Source organism: Ruegeria sp. ANG-S4 (genome assembly GCF_000814005.1).
Taxonomy (GTDB): Bacteria; Pseudomonadota; Alphaproteobacteria; order Rhodobacterales; family Rhodobacteraceae; genus Ruegeria.
In genome coordinates, this window is record NZ_JWLK01000001.1 from 475,347 (window position 1) to 493,171 (window position 17,825).

19 protein-coding genes are annotated in these 17,825 nt (G+C 57.7%); 6 read left to right on the forward strand and 13 right to left on the reverse strand.

The window, feature by feature from the left end; translation table 11 throughout:
- Positions 1–157 precede the first annotated feature (157 nt).
- The 4 genes from RA28_RS02545 (at position 158) to RA28_RS02560 (ending at position 4,638) form a co-directional block, all read left to right on the forward strand.
- Entirely contained in the window at positions 158–1,174 is a 1,017-nt protein-coding gene (locus tag RA28_RS02545; RefSeq protein WP_039525567.1) for an amino acid ABC transporter substrate-binding protein, read from the forward strand.
- 125 nt (positions 1,175–1,299) lie between these two features.
- Entirely contained in the window at positions 1,300–2,532 is a 1,233-nt protein-coding gene (locus RA28_RS02550) for an amino acid ABC transporter permease (protein WP_039523433.1), read from the forward strand.
- 3 nt (positions 2,533–2,535) lie between these two features.
- A complete protein-coding gene (locus RA28_RS02555; RefSeq protein ID WP_039523436.1) occupies positions 2,536–3,834 on the forward strand; it encodes an amino acid ABC transporter permease in 1,299 nt (432 codons plus the stop codon).
- Positions 3,835–3,846: 12 nt separating this feature from the next.
- Positions 3,847–4,638, forward strand: coding sequence for an amino acid ABC transporter ATP-binding protein (locus RA28_RS02560; RefSeq protein ID WP_039523439.1), 792 nt, complete (start codon positions 3,847–3,849; stop codon positions 4,636–4,638).
- Positions 4,639–4,683: 45 nt separating this feature from the next.
- Here the strand turns inward: RA28_RS02560 and RA28_RS02565 are convergent, their stop codons facing one another.
- From RA28_RS02565 to rpmH, 13 genes are all read right to left on the reverse strand, one after another.
- A complete protein-coding gene (locus RA28_RS02565) occupies positions 4,684–5,181 on the reverse strand; it encodes a SixA phosphatase family protein (RefSeq protein ID WP_039523444.1) in 498 nt (165 codons plus the stop codon).
- Positions 5,178–5,855: a ferredoxin gene (locus tag RA28_RS02570; RefSeq protein WP_039523447.1), complete on the reverse strand. Its 678-nt coding sequence runs from the start codon at positions 5,853–5,855 to the stop codon at positions 5,178–5,180. The genes RA28_RS02565 and RA28_RS02570 overlap by 4 nt, the downstream gene beginning before the upstream one ends.
- 17 nt (positions 5,856–5,872) lie before the next feature.
- Positions 5,873–6,736 carry an acetylglutamate kinase gene (gene argB, locus RA28_RS02575; RefSeq protein WP_039523450.1) on the reverse strand — a complete coding sequence of 288 codons (864 nt, stop codon included), beginning with the start codon at positions 6,734–6,736 and terminating at the stop codon, positions 5,873–5,875.
- A gap of 105 nt (positions 6,737–6,841) precedes the next feature.
- Positions 6,842–8,245, reverse strand: coding sequence for a PepSY-associated TM helix domain-containing protein (locus RA28_RS02580; RefSeq protein ID WP_039523453.1), 1,404 nt, complete (start codon positions 8,243–8,245; stop codon positions 6,842–6,844).
- A 68-nt stretch (positions 8,246–8,313) separates the two neighbouring features.
- Positions 8,314–8,682, reverse strand: coding sequence for a hypothetical protein (locus tag RA28_RS02585; RefSeq protein WP_039523457.1), 369 nt, complete (start codon positions 8,680–8,682; stop codon positions 8,314–8,316).
- Positions 8,679–9,332, reverse strand: coding sequence for a ribosome biogenesis GTP-binding protein YihA/YsxC (yihA, locus tag RA28_RS02590; protein WP_039523460.1), 654 nt, complete (start codon positions 9,330–9,332; stop codon positions 8,679–8,681). The genes RA28_RS02585 and yihA overlap by 4 nt, the downstream gene beginning before the upstream one ends.
- On the reverse strand, positions 9,329–10,066 hold the full coding sequence (locus RA28_RS02595) for an MOSC domain-containing protein (protein WP_039523462.1): 738 nt from the start codon (positions 10,064–10,066) through the stop codon (positions 9,329–9,331). Before RA28_RS02595 ends, yihA begins: the two co-directional genes overlap by 4 nt.
- Positions 10,063–11,865 carry a membrane protein insertase YidC gene (gene yidC / locus RA28_RS02600; protein WP_039523464.1) on the reverse strand — a complete coding sequence of 601 codons (1,803 nt, stop codon included), beginning with the start codon at positions 11,863–11,865 and terminating at the stop codon, positions 10,063–10,065. Before yidC ends, RA28_RS02595 begins: the two co-directional genes overlap by 4 nt.
- A 126-nt stretch (positions 11,866–11,991) precedes the next feature.
- Positions 11,992–13,533 (reverse strand): bifunctional diguanylate cyclase/phosphodiesterase, encoded by a 1,542-nt coding sequence (locus tag RA28_RS02605; protein ID WP_039523467.1) that lies wholly within the window; start codon positions 13,531–13,533, stop codon positions 11,992–11,994.
- Between the two features lie 70 nt (positions 13,534–13,603).
- A complete protein-coding gene (ttcA, locus tag RA28_RS02610) occupies positions 13,604–14,497 on the reverse strand; it encodes a tRNA 2-thiocytidine(32) synthetase TtcA (protein WP_039523470.1) in 894 nt (297 codons plus the stop codon).
- Between the two features lie 43 nt (positions 14,498–14,540).
- A complete protein-coding gene (gene yidD, locus RA28_RS02615; RefSeq protein ID WP_039523474.1) occupies positions 14,541–14,777 on the reverse strand; it encodes a membrane protein insertion efficiency factor YidD in 237 nt (78 codons plus the stop codon).
- Entirely contained in the window at positions 14,774–15,199 is a 426-nt protein-coding gene (gene rnpA, locus RA28_RS02620) for a ribonuclease P protein component (RefSeq protein ID WP_039523479.1), read from the reverse strand. The genes yidD and rnpA overlap by 4 nt, the downstream gene beginning before the upstream one ends.
- A gap of 28 nt (positions 15,200–15,227) precedes the next feature.
- Complete coding sequence (gene rpmH, locus RA28_RS02625; protein WP_005980833.1) at positions 15,228–15,362, reverse strand: 50S ribosomal protein L34; 135 nt, start codon at positions 15,360–15,362, stop codon at positions 15,228–15,230.
- A 296-nt stretch (positions 15,363–15,658) separates the two neighbouring features.
- Here rpmH and RA28_RS02630 point away from each other — a divergent pair, with 296 nt between their 5' ends.
- Together RA28_RS02630 and RA28_RS02635 are read left to right on the forward strand one after the other, a co-directional pair.
- Positions 15,659–16,390, forward strand: a complete 732-nt coding sequence (locus RA28_RS02630; protein ID WP_039525570.1) for a TVP38/TMEM64 family protein — start codon at positions 15,659–15,661, stop codon at positions 16,388–16,390.
- A gap of 3 nt (positions 16,391–16,393) precedes the next feature.
- On the forward strand, positions 16,394–17,812 hold the full coding sequence (locus RA28_RS02635) for a dihydrolipoyl dehydrogenase family protein (protein ID WP_039523488.1): 1,419 nt from the start codon (positions 16,394–16,396) through the stop codon (positions 17,810–17,812).
- Positions 17,813–17,825 lie beyond the last annotated feature (13 nt).

Consider the following 17,825-nt stretch of genomic DNA (forward strand, 5'->3'; position numbering starts at 1 on the left):
CCTATTGATTTACCTGATCCCACCCTTGACGTTTGTTGATGAATGCGCCCAAACTCGGGCCACTAAAGGGGAGACACCTTTTGGGTAACCTTTCCGGCATGGGAGTGTCGGATAGAACCGCTCCTTCAAGGGGGTGGAAAATCAGGAAGAGGTAAAAATGAAAAAATCCGTAATCTTGGGCGCGGCGACGATTGCCGGTCTGGCTGCAGGCGCAGCTGTGGCGGGCACTGTGGACGACGTCAAAGCGCGCGGCAAGCTGAACTGTGGCGTGACCACTGGTCTTGTTGGATTCGCTGCACCCGACGCAAATGGTGAGTGGAAAGGCTTTGACGTTTCGCTTTGCCGCGCTGTTGCTGCAGCCGTTCTGGGCGATGCAAGCGCTGTTGAATTTGTTCCGACCACCGGTAAGACACGCTTTACTGCGCTGGCATCCGGCGAGATCGACATGCTGGCCCGTAACACCACCTGGACCTTCAGCCGCGACGTGGACCTGAAGTTCGAATTCACAGGTGTGAACTACTATGACGGCCAGGGCTTCATGGTTCCCAAGGCACTGGGCGTAAGCTCGGCCAAGGAACTGGACGGCGCAACCGTCTGCATCCAGACCGGCACCACGACCGAGCTAAACCTGGCGGATTTCTTCCGCTCGAACAACATCAGCTACGAGCCGGTTCCGATCGAAACCAACGCTGAAGCGCAGCAGCAGTATCTGGCTGGCGCATGTGACGTTTACACCACCGACGCTTCGGGCCTGGCCGCAACCCGCGCCACGTTCGAAAACCCAGGTGACCACGTCCTGCTGCCCGAAATCATCTCGAAAGAGCCGCTGGGCCCGCTGGTCCGTCATGGCGATCACGAGTGGGGCGATGTTGTCCGTTGGACTCTAAACGCGCTGGTTTCTGCAGAAGAGCTGGGTGTGACATCGGCCAATATCGACGAGATGGCCGCTGGTACGGACAACCCCGAAGTGAACCGCCTGCTGGGTACCGAAGGTACGCTGGGCGAAATGCTGGGGCTGGACGCTGACTGGGCCGCGAAAGCGATCAAAGCCGGCGGTAACTATGGCGAGATCTTCGCCCAGAACATCGGTGAAGAAACTCCGATCGGTCTGGCGCGCGGCTTGAACGCACAGTGGACCGAAGGCGGCCTGCTGTATTCGCCGCCGTTCCGCTAAATATCGACGGAAAAGGGCGTGGGGCAACCCGCGCCCTTTTTCTTAACTAAAAGCTGCGGACAGACGAAGAGTGGGGACAACCCCACCACGACAGAAGAATCCGCAAGCCACGGGGACTCCATAATATGTCGACTATGACAGATCCGCCGAAAGCTGATTTTCGGTTGTCGATGCTCATTAACGATACCCGCTATCGCTCGTTAACATTTCAGGTGATTGCGGCAATCGTTATTGCGCTCAGCATTTGGTATCTGGGTAACAACCTGATCCAGAACCTCAGGGCCGCTGGCCTCAACATTTCCTACGCCTTTCTGGGCGATTCTTCCGGATACGACATCAACCAGCGTCTGATCGAATATGACAGCCAGTCTTCGCATGGTCGAGCGGCTGTTGTCGGGATACTCAACACGCTTTTGGTTGCTTTCCTGGCGTGTATCACGGCCACGATTTTTGGTGTAATCGCGGGTGTTTTGCGCCTGTCGAACAACTGGCTCGTGTCCAAGCTGATGGCGGTCTATGTCGAGATCTTTCGGAATATTCCGGTTCTGATCTGGATCATCATCATCTTCACGATCATGACCGCGGTGCTTCCGGGACCGCGCGCGTTCAGAGGGGACAATCCAACATCCAGTATGTTGTTTGACCTGTTCGCCTTTACGAACCGAGGCGTCTATGTCCCGCGGCCTGAATTCGCGCATGGGCTTTTTGGCCCAGCCGTTTTGAACTGGATTTTGGTCCTCGCCGTTCTGGTCGGATCATGGTTCGCCACGCGTGAGATCGACAAACGGGCAACCAAGACACAGGAAGAAACCGGCGAACGTCCCAAGACAACGCTGTTGAACCTTGCCGTCTGGCTTGTGCCGTTCGTCATTCTGATGTTCCTGATGGGACTGACCTGGAATGTCCCCGAGTTGAAAGGCTTCAACTTCAGTGGCGGCATCAAGGTTGGTGGCCCGCTGATTGCGCTTTGGTTTGCCCTGTCAATCTACACCGGTGCCTTCATCGCCGAAAACGTGCGGGCCGGTATTCAGGCGATTTCCAAGGGCCAGACCGAGGCCGCCGCCGCGCTGGGCTTGCGCCCCGGACGGATCATGAACCTCGTGATCCTGCCTCAGGCGTTGCGGGTCATCATACCGCCGCTGATCTCGCAATATCTCAACATCACCAAGAACTCGTCACTGGCAATTGCCGTGGGTTACGCGGATATCACCGCGACCTTGGGTGGCATTACGCTGAACCAGACCGGTCGCGCGATCGAATGTGTTCTGCTGCTGATGCTGTTCTACCTGACGGCCTCGTTGCTGATCTCGATGGTGATGAACATCTACAACGCATCCGTCAAGTTGAAGGAGCGCTGAGCCATGGCTGATCAAACAACAAACCCGATCGCCTTTGTGGCCGACGGCACCATTCCTCCGTCGCCGCCACCAGCGAGCCAGACGGGAATTATTAAGTGGATGCGCGAGAACCTGTTCTCGGGTGTCACCAACACGATCCTGACGGTTCTGTCGCTGATGTTGATCTACGTCCTGCTCAGGAACACGTTACCGTGGATCTTGAACGGCGTTTGGAATGCGGACTCGCTGGCGCAATGTCGCGAGATTCTGGACGGCAAGACCGGGGCCTGTTTCGCGGTCCTGACCGAGCGTTGGCACCAACTGATCTACGGGTTCAAATACCCGGATGATGCCTACTGGCGACCCAATCTGGCCTTTGTGCTGATGCTGGTCGCGGCAGCACCCGTGCTGTTCTTTGATCTGCCGCGTAAAATGCTGCTGTTCACCGCCCTGTATCCGTTCGTTGCCTTTTGGCTGATCTGGGGTGGCGCGATCATGGTGCCCGTCGTAGCGCTGTTGGGCTGCGTCGCGGCAGGTGCCGTGTTCCAGAAGTTTGGCCGCAACAGCTTTGCCACCGGCTTCTTCGGCGCAATTATCGTGGCGTTGGTCGTTTGGAATGTCGGCGGTGCTCTGATTCCGGAAGATGCCAATGAGGGCGCCATGCTCTCGGCGGTGCCCAGCCGTGATCTGGGTGGCTTCATGCTGAACCTGATGCTGGGTGTGACCTGTGTGTCGCTGTCCTTGCCGTTGGGCATTGCATTGGCCTTGGGCCGTCAGTCCGACATGCCGCTGATCAAATGGGTCTGCGTCATCTTCATCGAATTCATCCGCGGCGTGCCTTTGATCACGCTGCTGTTCGTGGCTTCGGTGATGCTGGCCTATTTCTTCCCGCCTGACAGCACGGTCGACCTGTTCTTGCGCGTTGTGATCATGATCACCATGTTCTCGGCCGCCTACATCGCCGAGGTGATCCGCGGCGGTCTGGCCGCACTTCCCCGTGGACAGTACGAGGCAGCAGATAGTCTGGGCTTGGATTACCCGCAGGCGATGCGGTTGATCATCCTGCCGCAGGCTCTGAAGATCTCGATCCCCGGGATCGTGAACGTGGCCGTGGGCCTGTTCAAGGACACCACACTGGTTTCGGTCATCTCGATGTTCGATCTGGTGGGCATGATCCGGGGTCCCATCCTGGCGTCGACCGAATGGAACGGCGTCTATTGGGAGCTTCTGGGCTTTGCCGCGCTTCTGTTCTTCGTCGTCTGTTATGGCATCTCTCAATATTCCCAGTGGCTCGAGCGTCGCCTTGCCACGGATCATCACTAAGGGGTTCAACACATGTCTGAACTTGCAGTAGAACGCGAAATCGACCGCTCCAAAATGCAGGTGAGCGACGAGGTCGCCATCGAAATCAACAACATGAACAAGTGGTACGGGTCCTTCCATGTGCTGCGCGACATCAATCTGACCGTCAATCAAGGCGAGCGGATCGTGATCGCGGGTCCGTCTGGGTCAGGCAAGTCGACTCTGATCCGCTGCCTGAACGCGCTGGAAGAGCATCAGCAGGGCACGATCGTTGTGGACGGAACCGAGCTGTCGAATGACCTCAAGAACATCGACAAGATCCGGTCCGAGGTTGGGATGGTGTTCCAGCACTTCAACCTGTTCCCACATCTGACCATTCTGGAAAACTGCACGCTGGCCCCGATCTGGGTGCGCAAGACGCCCAAGAAAGAGGCCGAAGACCGCGCGATGCATTTCCTTGAAAAGGTGAAGATCCCGGATCAGGCGCTGAAATATCCCGGTCAGCTCTCTGGTGGTCAGCAGCAGCGTGTGGCGATTGCCCGCTCGCTGTGCATGATGCCGCGGATCATGTTGTTCGATGAACCGACATCGGCGCTGGACCCAGAGATGATCAAAGAGGTGCTCGACACCATGATCGAACTGGCCGAGGAAGGCATGACCATGCTGTGCGTGACCCACGAAATGGGCTTTGCCCGTCAGGTCGCCAACCGCGTGATCTTTATGGATGCCGGTCAGATCGTGGAACAGAACGAACCCGAAGAGTTCTTCAACAACCCGCAAAGCGAGCGGACCAAGCTGTTCCTGAGCCAGATTCTTGGGCACTGATCCCAAGGCAAAGTCGATCAAGGCGGGGTTTTGCCCCGCCTTTTTCTATTCTTCCAGCTCGCGTGGGATTGCGAACCCAAGAACCGTGCCGCTGCTCCATCGGATCTGCGCCCATGTGTCGATATCGAACCGGATCACGGTCGTTGCACATGTGGGGTAGTCATGAAACCGCGCGTGGTTTGGGGCTTGCCGAACTATTTGTTCGGCGAATATCGCTGTTCCGGGGTTGTGGCCCAGCATCAATACCCTAAGCCCCGAAGCGCCCGACAGTTCGTTCAGTATATCTTCTGCGTCCGCATGGTAGAGGGCGCGATGAAAGCACACCTTTTCGGCCTCCAACGCCATCCGATCCCATGTCTCGCGGGTGCGTGCGGACGTCGAACTCAGGACTTCATCCGGCAACCAGTCGTTTTTGCGCAGCCATTCAGCGACCAATCGCGCGGACCTGCGACCACGTTTGTTCAGTGGGCGGTCATGATCAGCGAGACGCAGGTCATTCCAACTGGATTTTGCGTGACGGGTCAGGATCAGAGTGCGCGTCATGACGGATGAAATGCTTTCATGTGGTGGGCCGATTGCTCGGGATCACGCCCTGCGCCTGCACTGAGCGGGCAAGACAACCGGGCCAGACAACCGCCAGTCATGCAGGTCTGACCTTCTTTCGTGGACAAGTGGCCGTGACATGCATCGACGTTGTAAAAGTCGTGGCTGTTCAATGCGCCGACCGGACAGGTTTGGGCGCATGGGGCGGCGCACGTCAAGCAAGGTGACACCCCATCCGCCTCGGGGATGGCAAACTCATCCTCAAAGTGCAGCGCGCCGCGAAATGAGATCATCATACCGACCGTGTCATGCACCAGCGCCCCTACCGGGCTGCTGAAGGTACGCCCCGATTTGAGCGCCCAGTCGATGAAAGGTGTGTAAGGTGGGCCACCAAACGGGAAATAGGCGACTGCGGTCATATCGCGGGCCAAGTCCCCGATCACACGCTCGGACCAACGATCCACCGGATCGGCCCCATGCCATTCGGGCGAGGATTTCAGCGTTGGCCAGAAAGACGCACCTGCGCCGAGCAGGATCAGCGTTCCCCGATCCAGTTGCTTGGCGTCTGCCAGGCGTGGATGCAACGCACCCATAACGATCAGACCAACCTGTTCCGCAGCGCGTAGAACCCCGTTGTATGAACCAAGAGAAGAGGGTTGGGCGAAATCGGGCATCTCTCCTCTCTGTGTCCTCAATCGGGGCGGATCAACGAACCGGCGCCGTGCTCGGTGAACAGTTCCAATAGTACGGCGTTCGGTGCGCGCCCGTCCAGAATAACAACCGCGCGCACCCCGCTGTGCAGTGCGTCCAATGCGGTTTCGGTTTTGGGGATCATTCCGCCGGCAATAGTCCCGTCCATTGTCATTTCACGGATCTGACCGGCCTTAAGCTCGGTCACAACATCGCCGCCTGCGTTTTTCACGCCCGAGACATCTGTAAGTAAGAGCAGCCGGTCCGCCTTAAGTGCTGACGCAATCGCGCCGGCGGCCGTATCGCCGTTGACATTGAATGTCTCGCCGTTCTTGCCCGCACCCAGCGGCGCGATAACGGGGATCACATCGTGCGAAAACAAGTCGTGCAAGATTTTAGGGTCCATGTCGGACGGAGAACCCACAAAACCCAGCGATGGATCGGCCTGATCGCAGATCATGAGGTTTGCATCCTTGCCCGAAAGACCAACCGCCGAGCCACCTTGCGAATTGATCGCCTGTACGATGCGTTTGTTCACAAGGCCGGACAGGACCATCTCAACCACTTCGACAGTTGCCTGATCGGTCACCCGTTTTCCGTTCACGAACTCGGACTGAATGCTCAACTTGTCCAGCATCGCGTTGATCATCGGTCCGCCGCCATGCACGATCACCGGATTGATCCCGACTTGTCGCATTAGGACGACGTCGCGGGCGAAGCTTTCCATGGCTTCGTCGCTGCCCATTGCGTGCCCGCCCAGTTTGATGACAACAATCGCGCCGTCATAGCGTTGCAAGTAAGGCAGCGCGCTGTTCAAGGTGGCGGCGGTGGCGATCCAATCCCGGTTCATATCTCGTGTCTTCATGGCAAAAGTCCCTTTGAAATCCCGTGTTAGGGATTTTGGCAAGGGCTGCCAAGCCCGGAACGTCGAAATTGGCCGCACCGAACGCGCCGGTGCGGCCGGGCCATATCAGCTCATGGCGCGTTTCACCGCCGGGATATTGCTGACCAGCAGCAAGTCAAACGCCAGCACGGCCAATAGTGTCAGACCGACCAGCGGAAAGGCCATTGCGGTAAACAGGCCGATCAGAACTGCACCTTTCCACAATGGCAGTTCAGAAGGCATTGGCGGTGCAGCCAGACGACCGGCGCCATAAGGGCGGCGTTTCAGCCACATCACTACACCGGATACGCATACAAAGATGACCGCCAGGCAAAACAGCACATTCAGAATGAAATTCCATGTGCCCATCAGCCCCATATGCAGCGGAATACCGACTGCCATGGACTTACCCATCAGCGAGTAATCCGCGTACCGGACATCCGCAAGAATGTTGCCGGTGTACTGGTCGACGTGGACGGTGCGGTCATTCACCGGGTCGGTGGAGTCGCTGCTCATGCTATCCCTGTTCAAGGTCCAGACACCGGTGGCACCGCTTGGGTATGCGACTCGGAACCGGCCCGTCATATCCAGTTGAGTGCCCAACGCCACAAGTGCATCAATATCCACTTCCGTACCGTCCGGGATTCCGACAATGCCGGCCTCGGATCCCGAAGCGGGCATCGGCGTTTGTTCCAGCGCCCAGGGAACATCGTTCTGGTGGCCATCATTCATACTGGCGTGGGTTTCGTCCGAAAGGGGCACATTGTCCCATTTCTCAGCTGGAAAACTGCTCCAGGGCTGGACCAGCATACCGCCCCAAACACCCGCCCAGGACAGGCCCGAGATCATGAAGACAACCAACAGAAGCGACATCCAAAACCCGACAACCGCATGCAGTGATTTCCACAAGAACCGCCCGCGTGCGCGAAGGTTTGGGACAAGCGCCGCCATTGCATTGCCTCTTGGCCACCACATGTAAAGACCCGTAAAGACAAGCAGCAGGCTTAGCCCTGCGGCGATCTCAAGGATGCGGTCACCCGTGGTACCGATCAACAGGGTCGAATGCATGTTGTCAGCCAGTTCATACCAACCCTCGCGACGGTTCCAGACGTCCAATACTTCACCTGCATAGGGGTCAACGGCCACAAGGCGTTGTCCGTCGTCGGTTTTGATACGAAAGACCGTGGCCAGATCCGGGGCCTTGGGCCCGATCCATTCCACGACCGCGCCGGGCACCTCGGCAAGCGCGACATTGGCCTGTTGTGAAACAGGCAGGGTGGTGCCTTGAACTTCGACCGCGATCTTCTCGCCGTCGCGACCTTCGAACTGAGTAATAAACATCATCGTCAACCCGGTAGCTGCCAGGATGATCAGGAAGGGAATGACAAATATCCCTGCATAGAAGTGCCACCGCCAGGCGGCGAAGTAAAACTTTTGCGCAGCAGTGTTTTGCGCCGGGGTTTCCCCCACGGTTTGGCTATCCAATGCCATGATAAATCTCCGGATTCGAGAATTGCCCCGCGCAGCACCTGCGCGAGTTCAAGCTGTGTCGTCGAGAATCAGGAGAATACTGGGGGGCCGCGTGCGTCGTAGTGCGGGTAGAAGCCCGCGCTTCGATGCGTAAAGTCGCTTTGCGACCATCGGGGTTTAATCGGCGTGACAAAGGGAATGATGTCACCAACTGCGGGCACACCCAGATCGGCTGTTAACCCTGCGAAGGGACACAAGACCCGTTCGTCTGTGTCGTCATGAACCGGGTCTTCACCATCCAGATCGACCCATTCTTCGACGGCGCCTGCGCCGGAACACAGGACAAGCAGAACCTTGCCGTCATTGCCCATCGCAGGCATCCAACCCTGCGGGATAGACCCTGTTACCAACACGGCCAGCACGGTCAGAACCGAGAAGAAACAGCGCGCCCGGGTCATTCCAAACGCGCGATAATTGATCGCAATGTCGGAATGCCATCACCCTTTTCGGACGAGGTCAGCACGATCTCGGGGAAGGCTGCCGGGTGTTTCGACAGAGCCCCGCGCACCTGATCCAATACCTGTTCGCGGTCTTTCGCTTTGACTTTGTCGGCCTTGGTCAGAACGCATTGAAACGTCACGGCACTAGTGTCCAGCAGCTTCATGATCTCATCGTCCACGGGCTTCACCCCATGGCGCGAGTCGATCAGGACAAATGCCCGACGCAGCGTCTGTCGACCGCTGAGATATTGCTTTAGCAGTTTTTGCCACTTCTCCACCACCTTGACCGGCGCGTTGGCGTAACCATAGCCCGGAAGATCGACCAAATAAAGATCAAGTCCTTGAGTGAAATAGTTTATTTCCTGCGTGCGACCGGGTGTATTGGATGCTCGCGCCAATCCCTTTGTCCCGGTAAGCGCGTTGATCAGGCTGGACTTGCCAACATTTGAACGGCCCGCAAAGCAGACCTCGAGCCGATCGGGGTCGGGCAGCCCATTCATCGCCACGACGCCTTTGACAAACTCGGATTGTCCGGCAAACAATTTACGCCCGGTTTCGAGGCTGATCGCGTCGGGGTCTTCGGCCAAAGGGAAAGGAAGAGTCGTCATACCAGTTGGACCTTGTCGCCGACTTCTATCTTTCCGCCCTGCAACACCACGGCGCAGACGCCGAAATTCTGATGATTCCAACTGTCCAGCGCGCCCAGCGTATCGGCATCCCGCTTACCGGTTTCCGGGTTGGCGGTCGTGGCGAGGCAGCGGGTGATATTTTCCCGCACGCTCAGTATGCATTCGCCGATCTGGATTTCGCGACCAACCCAGTCAAACTCTTCCCATAGTGGCGGCCCGTCGATCCAGATATTTCCCCGCCAGCGGTGGATGGAAATATCCAGGCCCAGTCTTTGAGCGACGGCACGATGGGACGCCATGTTGCACAGGCTGATCGACGGGAAATCGCTGTCTGTCATACCGCGGCCTGGAACGCGCACGATTCGGGCAGACGCGGCCCGATCGCTTGGCATCAGCGGTTTGACCCAGTCCAGAAAAACCTTTTGTTCGGTATCCGGCCGGAATGTCAGGTCGGGTCGATCCGGATGACTTAGCGTGACCGTATCGCCTGTCATACTGGCGGAAATCGCCATCAATTCCGGAGCTTTCGCAGCGCGGCTGAAATTGGCGCAAGGCGCCCATTCCGAACCGTCTGCTTTCGACGCTTCATGCGCGATGGCCCAAACGCGATCCCCGGGCATGGTCTGCCCGGGGGTCATGGTTACGTCATTCAGCGGCTCGCGCCCATGCGCTTTGATCGGATGTCGCCACAGGCTGGAGACCGAGCCACTCATTTGTCATCCGTCTTTGGCGTTCGCTTGAAACTTGATTTGATGTTGCCAAAAACGTCGGGTTTGTAACCCTGGCTGCGCATGATCAGGTATTGCTGCGTGAACGTGATCGTGTTGTTGGCAATCCAGTAGACAACCAGCCCGCTGGCAAAGCTGCCGAGCATGAACATGAATACCCACGGCATCCAGGCAAAGATCATCGCTTGCGTCGGATCGGTTGGTGCTGGGTTCAGCTTCTGTTGCAGCCACATCGAGATGCCCAACAGGATCGGCAGGATTCCAAGGAAGATCAGCGCCATGAATGTGTCCGGTTGGGGACCGGCCCAGGGCAGCAGGCCAAACAGATTCATGATCGAGGTCGGGTCAGGCGCACTGAGGTCCTGGAACGGGCCAAACCACGGGGCCTGGCGCAGTTCGATGGTGACAAAGATCACCTTGTACAGCGAAAAGAAGATCGGGATCTGCATCAGGATTGGCAGACAGCCCGCGGCTGGGTTTACCTTTTCCTTCTTGTACAGCTCCATCATGCCCTGTTGCATTTTCTGGCGGTCATCACCCGCGGCCTCTTTCAGGGCCTCCATCTGGGGCTGAAGTTCCTTCATCTTGGCCATCGAGACATACGACTTGAACGCCAGCGGGAACAGGATTGCCTTGATGATCAGCGTCAGACCAATAATGGACCAGCCCATATTGCCGATCAGGACATTGATGTTGTGGAGCAGCCAGAAAATCGGCTTGGTCAGGAAAAAGAACCAGCCCCAATCGATGCTGTCGATGAACTTTTGCACGCCCTCAGCCTGGTATTCCCGAATGGCGTCCCACTCTTTTGCGCCAGCAAAAAGACGCGTGGTAACCTGCGCGCTTTCCCCGGCAGCGACCGTCAGCGTGGGGGTTTTGATATCCGCCTGATAGACTTTGTTTTGGGTGTTGAACCCGGCTGATGCAGTGAATTCCGTGCCTTGTTCCGGGATCAAGGTCGTCATCCAGTAATGATCGGTAAAACCGATCCAACCTTCATTTATGCCTTCCAGGCTTTCGACACCGTCTTGGATGTCGCCATAGTCGACCTCGTTCAGAGTGCCATCAGCCATGCTGATCAGGCCCTCGTGCAAGATGAAGAAGTTCTTCAACTCGGGAATGTCGCCATCTTCACCGATACCGTGGCGTGCCAGGATGCCATAGGGAGCCATCGCAACAGAGGCGTTGGACGCGTTTTCCACGGATTGAGTGACCGAGAACATGTAGTTTTCGTCGACGGAAACTGTGCGGCGGAACGTCAAACCATTTCCGTTGTCCCAAACCAGCGTGATCGGGCTGTCCACGCCCAGCGTTTCACCCTGTTCCACGCTCCACAGCGTGTTGGGTCCCGGAACGTCTGTGCCGCTCAGACCCGCGCCGGGGGCCCAGCCATAAAGCGCGTAGTAGGCAGACTCGGACCCCACGGGTGACAGAAGCTCGACGATTGGCGCGTCTTCAGCCAGTGAAACCTTGTAGTCTTTCAGGAAAAGCTCATCAATTCGACCACCCGACAGGGACAGGCTGCCGGACAGGCGCGGAGTGTCAATCTGCACGCGTGGGGCCTGCGCCTCGGGCTGTGCTTCCGCAGCAGCAGCCGTTGTTTCATCCACCGTTGTCGTGCCTGCGGCGCTGGGTGTTTGAACCTCGGTTTCCGCAGTGGTGCTGATTTCGGTGGAGTCCGGGGTCGTTGTCTGTTCCGGCGGAGGGAACAGCACGAACCACACGAGGATCACCAGAAAGCTGAGTGCGGTTGCGAGGATGAGGTTCTTATTCTGATCGTCCATCGGGGACAGCCACCTTGCGCAGTGAAAGACACCCGGTGGGTTCAACAGAGTGCAGCCCCAAAGGTCAAGTGGAATCGCCTTAAAATCGCAAGTGACATTGAGTTCCCGCGCGTGGGTCTGCGTTTTCTATCCCGTTTTGCGCCCGATTTTTGGCGCACCCTTGAGTTTCACGCGATGCGCGGCAATCCAGTCCAAAGTCTTTTCAAAAGGCATTGGTTTGCCCACGCCGAACCCTTGAACATGGTCGGCACCCAGTTGAGCCATCAGCGCGTGTTCGCCCGCTGTCTCAACGCCCTCGGCGAGTGTTTCGAGGTTCAGACGCTCCGCCATTGTCAGGATGGCACTGACAAGCTGTTGCTGGCTTGGATCCCGATCTGATTTGGTCACAAAGGCACGGTCGATTTTGATGCGCGACACATCGAAACGCTTGATCGACGCGATTGATGCGTGGCCCGTACCAAAGTCGTCCAAATCGATACAGCAACCAAGGGCCGCAAGCCCGGTCACGTTCCGGGTGATAACGTCATCCGGTCGCTTTGAAAACACGGTTTCCAGCACCTCGACCGCCAGTCGATCAGGTGTCAGATCGAATTGATCCAATTCCCACTTGAGGCGATCAATCAGGCCGGGATTGCGTAGCTCGTCCGACGAGAAGTTCACCCCTATGCGTGGGATGATGGCACCGGCTGAGTCCCATTCATGCATCGCCGCGAAAGCGTGGTGTCGAATGACCTGTCCGAAACGCTCCATCAAATCGGCTTGCTCCGCGAATGGCAGGAATACCTGCGGACCCATTATCCCCTTTGTGGGGTGTTCCCAACGGGCCAGCGCCTCGAACCCAGTAATGTCGCCGGTATCGGTGGAAATCTGAGGTTGAAACCACGGGCGGATCTCGCTGGATTCCAAAGCGGCAACAAAGTCCCGCCGCAGATTTGCGCGAACCAATGTGCGTCGCCGCGTTTCGGAAGAGTAGGCGCGGATCGTTGATGGCCCGTTACGCTGCGCCTCGGACAGCGCGGCGGCGGCGGCATCTGTCCAGTCCTCTGCGCTGCCATCCGGCAGACCAGACAGCAGGCAAAAACCGATCGAACAGGACAGGTAAACGCTGGCCCCGTTCAATAAAAACGGTTCTTCAAGCGTGGTCTGAACGCGTCCCGACATTTGCACGCAGGCTTCCAGATCAAGTTGGGCCGAAGGGGTAAGGCCAATCAGAAATCGGTTTTGGCTGACTTGTGAGAACAAATCCTGAGTGCGAATTGTCGACAACACGCGGTCACTGAACTGGACCGCAACATGGCTTGCCGCTGCTGGTCCATGCAGACCCAGAATGTCCGCATAGTCATCAATCGAAAAGGCAACACAGGCGGCGTTCTGACCAGTTTTTTCGGCTTGAAACCGGATGGCCTGCATCTCGTCCATGAATGTATCGGGCGGGACCGAACCACTGGGTCGTGACCCTGCTGCTTTGGCTGTCAGGACCTGATTGTGGGACTTGCCCAGTACGGCATAAATCAGCGGCAGGCCAAGTGCGGTTCCCATCAGCGCCACTTCACCGCCCAGCCAAAAGGCAGACAAACAGGCGGCCGGAACAAAAGCCAGCGCCGGTGGGCCTGTCAGCCCCAAGCGCAGCGCTTCGATAAATCGTTCGACGGTGAGTTTTGTCCGCATCGGTTCTACGGCCTTCAACTTAGGCAGGGATCGTATGGATCGACCGTAGGCAACCAATCTGAGTCAGACGTTAACGCAAATCGGGTATTTCCCCCGAATTTTCGTCTATTTTGCTGGGACTTAATGAAAGGTTCGCAAAGTCGAACAGTTTCGGGTCCAAAAGATGGGATGGCCGGGCATTGGTCAACGCCCTGAACATAACCTGCCGGCGTCCGGGCGTGTTCTTTTCCCATTGATCCAGAATCTGTTTGACTTGCTGGCGCTGCAAACCGTCCTGACTGCCGCACAGATCACAGGGGATGATCGGGTAATTCATCGCTTTCGCGAACTTCTCGCAATCAGCCTCTGCCACATGTGCCAGCGGTCGGAAGACGAACAGATCGCCCTCTTCGTTGACCAGCTTTGGGGGCATTGTGGCCAAGCGGCCCCCGTGGAACAAATTCATAAAGAATGTCTCGAGGATATCGTCGCGGTGATGGCCCAGTACCACGGCGGTACATCTCTCTTCGCGGGCGATCCGATACAGATTGCCACGCCGCAAGCGTGAGCAGAGCGCACAATAGGTACGGCCCTGCGGAACCTTGTCGACGACAATGGAATAGGTGTCCTGAAACTCGATCCGATGAGGAACCTGCATCTGTTCGAGAAAGGCGGGAAGGACGGTCGCGGGGAATCCTGGCTGGCCCTGATCCAGATTGCACGCCAACAAATCGACAGGCAACAGGCCGCGCCATTTCAGCTCGTAAAGCACGGCAAGGAGCGTATAAGAGTCCTTGCCACCAGACAGACAGACCAGCCAGCGCGGTGGTTTGCCGTCTTTGCTGTGCGCGGACGGATCAACCATCCCGTATTGCTCGATCGCCTCACGGGTCTGCCGCACAATGCGTTTGCGCAGCTTTTTGAACTCGGTGGTCGAGGGGGCGCCGGCGAACAGCGGGTGGATATCGTCTGCGTCGTCAAACATGCGCCGGCCCTACAGCAGATGAGACCACCGGGCAAGAGTGCGCTCAGTCTTTACAACACTTCTTGGGCACCGGATCATAACCGTCCCCGCCCCATGGATGGCACCGCCCAATGCGTTTTGCCGCAAGCCATGCGCCTTTTATTGCACCGTGCTTTTCCAGCGCTTCCAGCGCATAAGCGGAACAGGTTGGTTGATACCGGCAATTGAACCCCACCCAAGGACTGAAGATCAGACGATAGGCACGCACGGGCAGGGCCAGAATATGCGCGAACAAAGTCATGTCCGATCTCCGTGAAGCTTGCGCAATGCATAGCTTAGATCGTCCAGCAAATCCAAGAAAGCGCGATCAGCTGTCACCTGCGCACGGCCGATCAGGACATAGTCCCAGCCGTTTTGGCCCTTAACCGGTAAAATGGCCCGCGCAGCCTCGCGCAGCCTGCGCTTTGCGCGGTTTCGGGCGACAGCGTTCCCCACTTTTTTGGAGCAGGTAAAACCGACACGAATCCCGTCAGCCTCGCCCTTTGCACGTTTGCGCGCCTGCACCATCATCGACGATGTTCCCTGTCTTCGGGCGCGCGCCGCCTTTAGAAAGTCCGACCGCTTCGTCAACACCGTCAGGGATACAGGCGCACAAACGGACGCCGCCGGGGGCGTTTCCCGGGGTTGGCGTTTACCATCCTCAGGGGCCTCCGGCGGCGTCATGTTCGTCAGAACCTTGTCGGTGGGCGGTTTACGCGCTCAGCGACTTGCGACCGCGGGCGCGGCGAGCGTTCAGGATCTTGCGGCCGGCCTTGGTGGCCATGCGCGCGCGGAAACCGTGGCGGCGTTTGCGAACCAGGTTCGAAGGCTGATAGGTGCGTTTCATCGCTCCGTCTCCATTCTTTGGCGGTCGGGTACGGCGCGGATTCGCCTGCCCGTAGTGTTCGAAGCCCGTCCTCTACTGGGTCGAGGTGGGTAAGTCAAACCCCAAGGTGGGGGTTTTCGCGCCTTTTGCAACAATTCTGTAACCCGCTGGGCCGAAAGGTTTCAGAAATCCGGTTTGAGACACAAATCCCTCACATTCCGGGCCACAAAGTTCAAGGCCGCGTGAGCCCTCTGTTGTCAAAGACGGAAGCAGCGCATGTTAGGGTCAGCATGAAGCAGCTAAAAGCGAACAGCCAAATGAGCGACACCACCCAGACCCCGCGCAGCGGGTTTGCGCGGCATATCCCATTGCTCGTTATTCTCTCCGTCGCATTGGTGGGGTTTTTCACCTTGGGGGACTATCTGACCTTCGAAACGCTGCGTGACAACCGCGAAGCGCTGCTGAACTGGCGCGACACCCATTACTGGGCGATGGTGGCGGTATTTGTGTCCGTCTATATCGTGATCGTTGCCTTTTCCTTGCCCGGCGCGGCGGTTGCATCAATGACCGGCGGATTTCTGTTCGGTTTGTTGGCAGGGACGGCATTTAACGTTGTTGCGGCGACGATCGGAGCGTCAGCTATCTTTCTGGCCGCCCGTTGGGGATTGGGCGCGTCGCTGAGCGCCAAACTGGAAGCGTCAGAAGGTACCGTGAAAAAGTTGAAAGAAGGACTGCGCGAGAACGAGATCTCGGTCCTGTTCCTGCTGCGGCTTGTTCCCGTGGTGCCGTTCTTCGTGGCCAATCTGGTTCCGGCCCTAGTGGGCGTCAAGTTCCGCAACTTCCTGCTGACAACTGCCTTGGGCATCATCCCCGGCGGCATTGTCTATACCTGGATCGGCGTCGGTCTGGGCGAGGTCTTCGACCGAGGCGAAACGCCGGATGTTTCGCTGCTGTGGGAACCCTTCGTGATCGGCCCCATCTTAGGTTTGTGCCTGCTTGCGGCCCTGCCGATCGCCATCAAGTCCATCCGAGGCAAAAAGGACGCCTGACCCATGACAGAGCTGAAGACCGATATCCTGGTAATCGGGGCCGGGTCGGGCGGGTTGTCCGTTGCTGCCGGTGCCAGCCAAATGGGCGCCGATGTTGTTCTGCTGGAAGGGCACAAGATGGGCGGCGATTGTCTGAATTTTGGCTGCGTCCCGTCCAAGGCTCTTATAGCAAGCGGCAAGGCAGCCTATGCACACGCACATTCGTCCGCGTTTGGCATCGGGGACACTGTTCCGCAGGTTGATTTCGCTGCGGCCAAGGATCACGTGCGGGACGTTATCGCGCAAATCGAGCCCATGGACAGCCAAGAAAGGTTTGAGGGCTTTGGTGTCAAAGTGATCCGGGAATTCGGATCCTTTGTCTCGGCGACGCAGGTGCAGGCTGGCCACTATACGATCACCGCGCGGCGTATCGTCATTGCAACCGGTTCGTCGCCGCTTGTGCCGCCAATTCCCGGTCTAGATCAGGTGCCGTACTACACGAACGAAACCGTTTTTGACCTGCGCGACAAGCCCGATCACCTGTTGATCATTGGCGGCGGTCCGATTGGTATGGAAATGGCACAAGCACATGCCCGGTTGGGCAGCAAGGTGACTGTTATCGAGGGCATGCAGGCGCTCGGCAAAGATGACCCCGAAGCGGCGGCGGTCGTTGTGGAAACGTTGCGCAACGAAGGTGTCGCGATCCATGAGCAGTCGCTGGTCGCCCAAATACGAGGCTCGGAAGGCGCTGTTGAGGTCGTGACCGAGAATGGCGAGATCCACAAAGGCTCGCACTTGCTGCTGGCCGTAGGGCGCAAGGCCAATGTCGATCAACTGAATCTTGAGGCTGCCGGCATCGAACAAATGCGAAATGGGATCAGGGTGGATGACGCTTTAAGAACAACGAACCGCAAGGTTTATGCGATTGGCGACGTTGCCGGCGGAATGCAGTTCACCCACGTTGCGGGATACCATGCCGGTATCATCATCCGTTCGGCCTTGTTCGGCCTGCCGTCCAAAGCAAAGACGGCGCACATTCCGTGGGCGACGTATACGGCCCCGGAGCTGGCGCAGGTTGGAATGACCGAAACACAGGCGCGCGCAGAATACGGCGACAGACTGGAGGTCGCGCGTTTCGATTACCATCACAATGATCGCGCGGTGGCCGAGCGAAAGACCAAGGGCTTCATCAAGGTTATGGTCGTCAAAGGTCGTCCTGTTGGTGCCACAATCGTCGGGCATCAGGCGGGCGAATTGATCAACTTGTGGTCGCTGGCGCTGGCCAATAACCTAAAGATGGGTCAGATCGCCGCGATGGTTTCGCCTTACCCGACGATCGGAGAGCTTAACAAACGCGTTGCGGGTGCCTATTTCTCGCCAAGGCTGTTTGAGAATCAGACGGTTAAGAACGTGGTCAGGTTGGTCCAGCGCTGGATTCCCTGACCAAGAAGGGAGA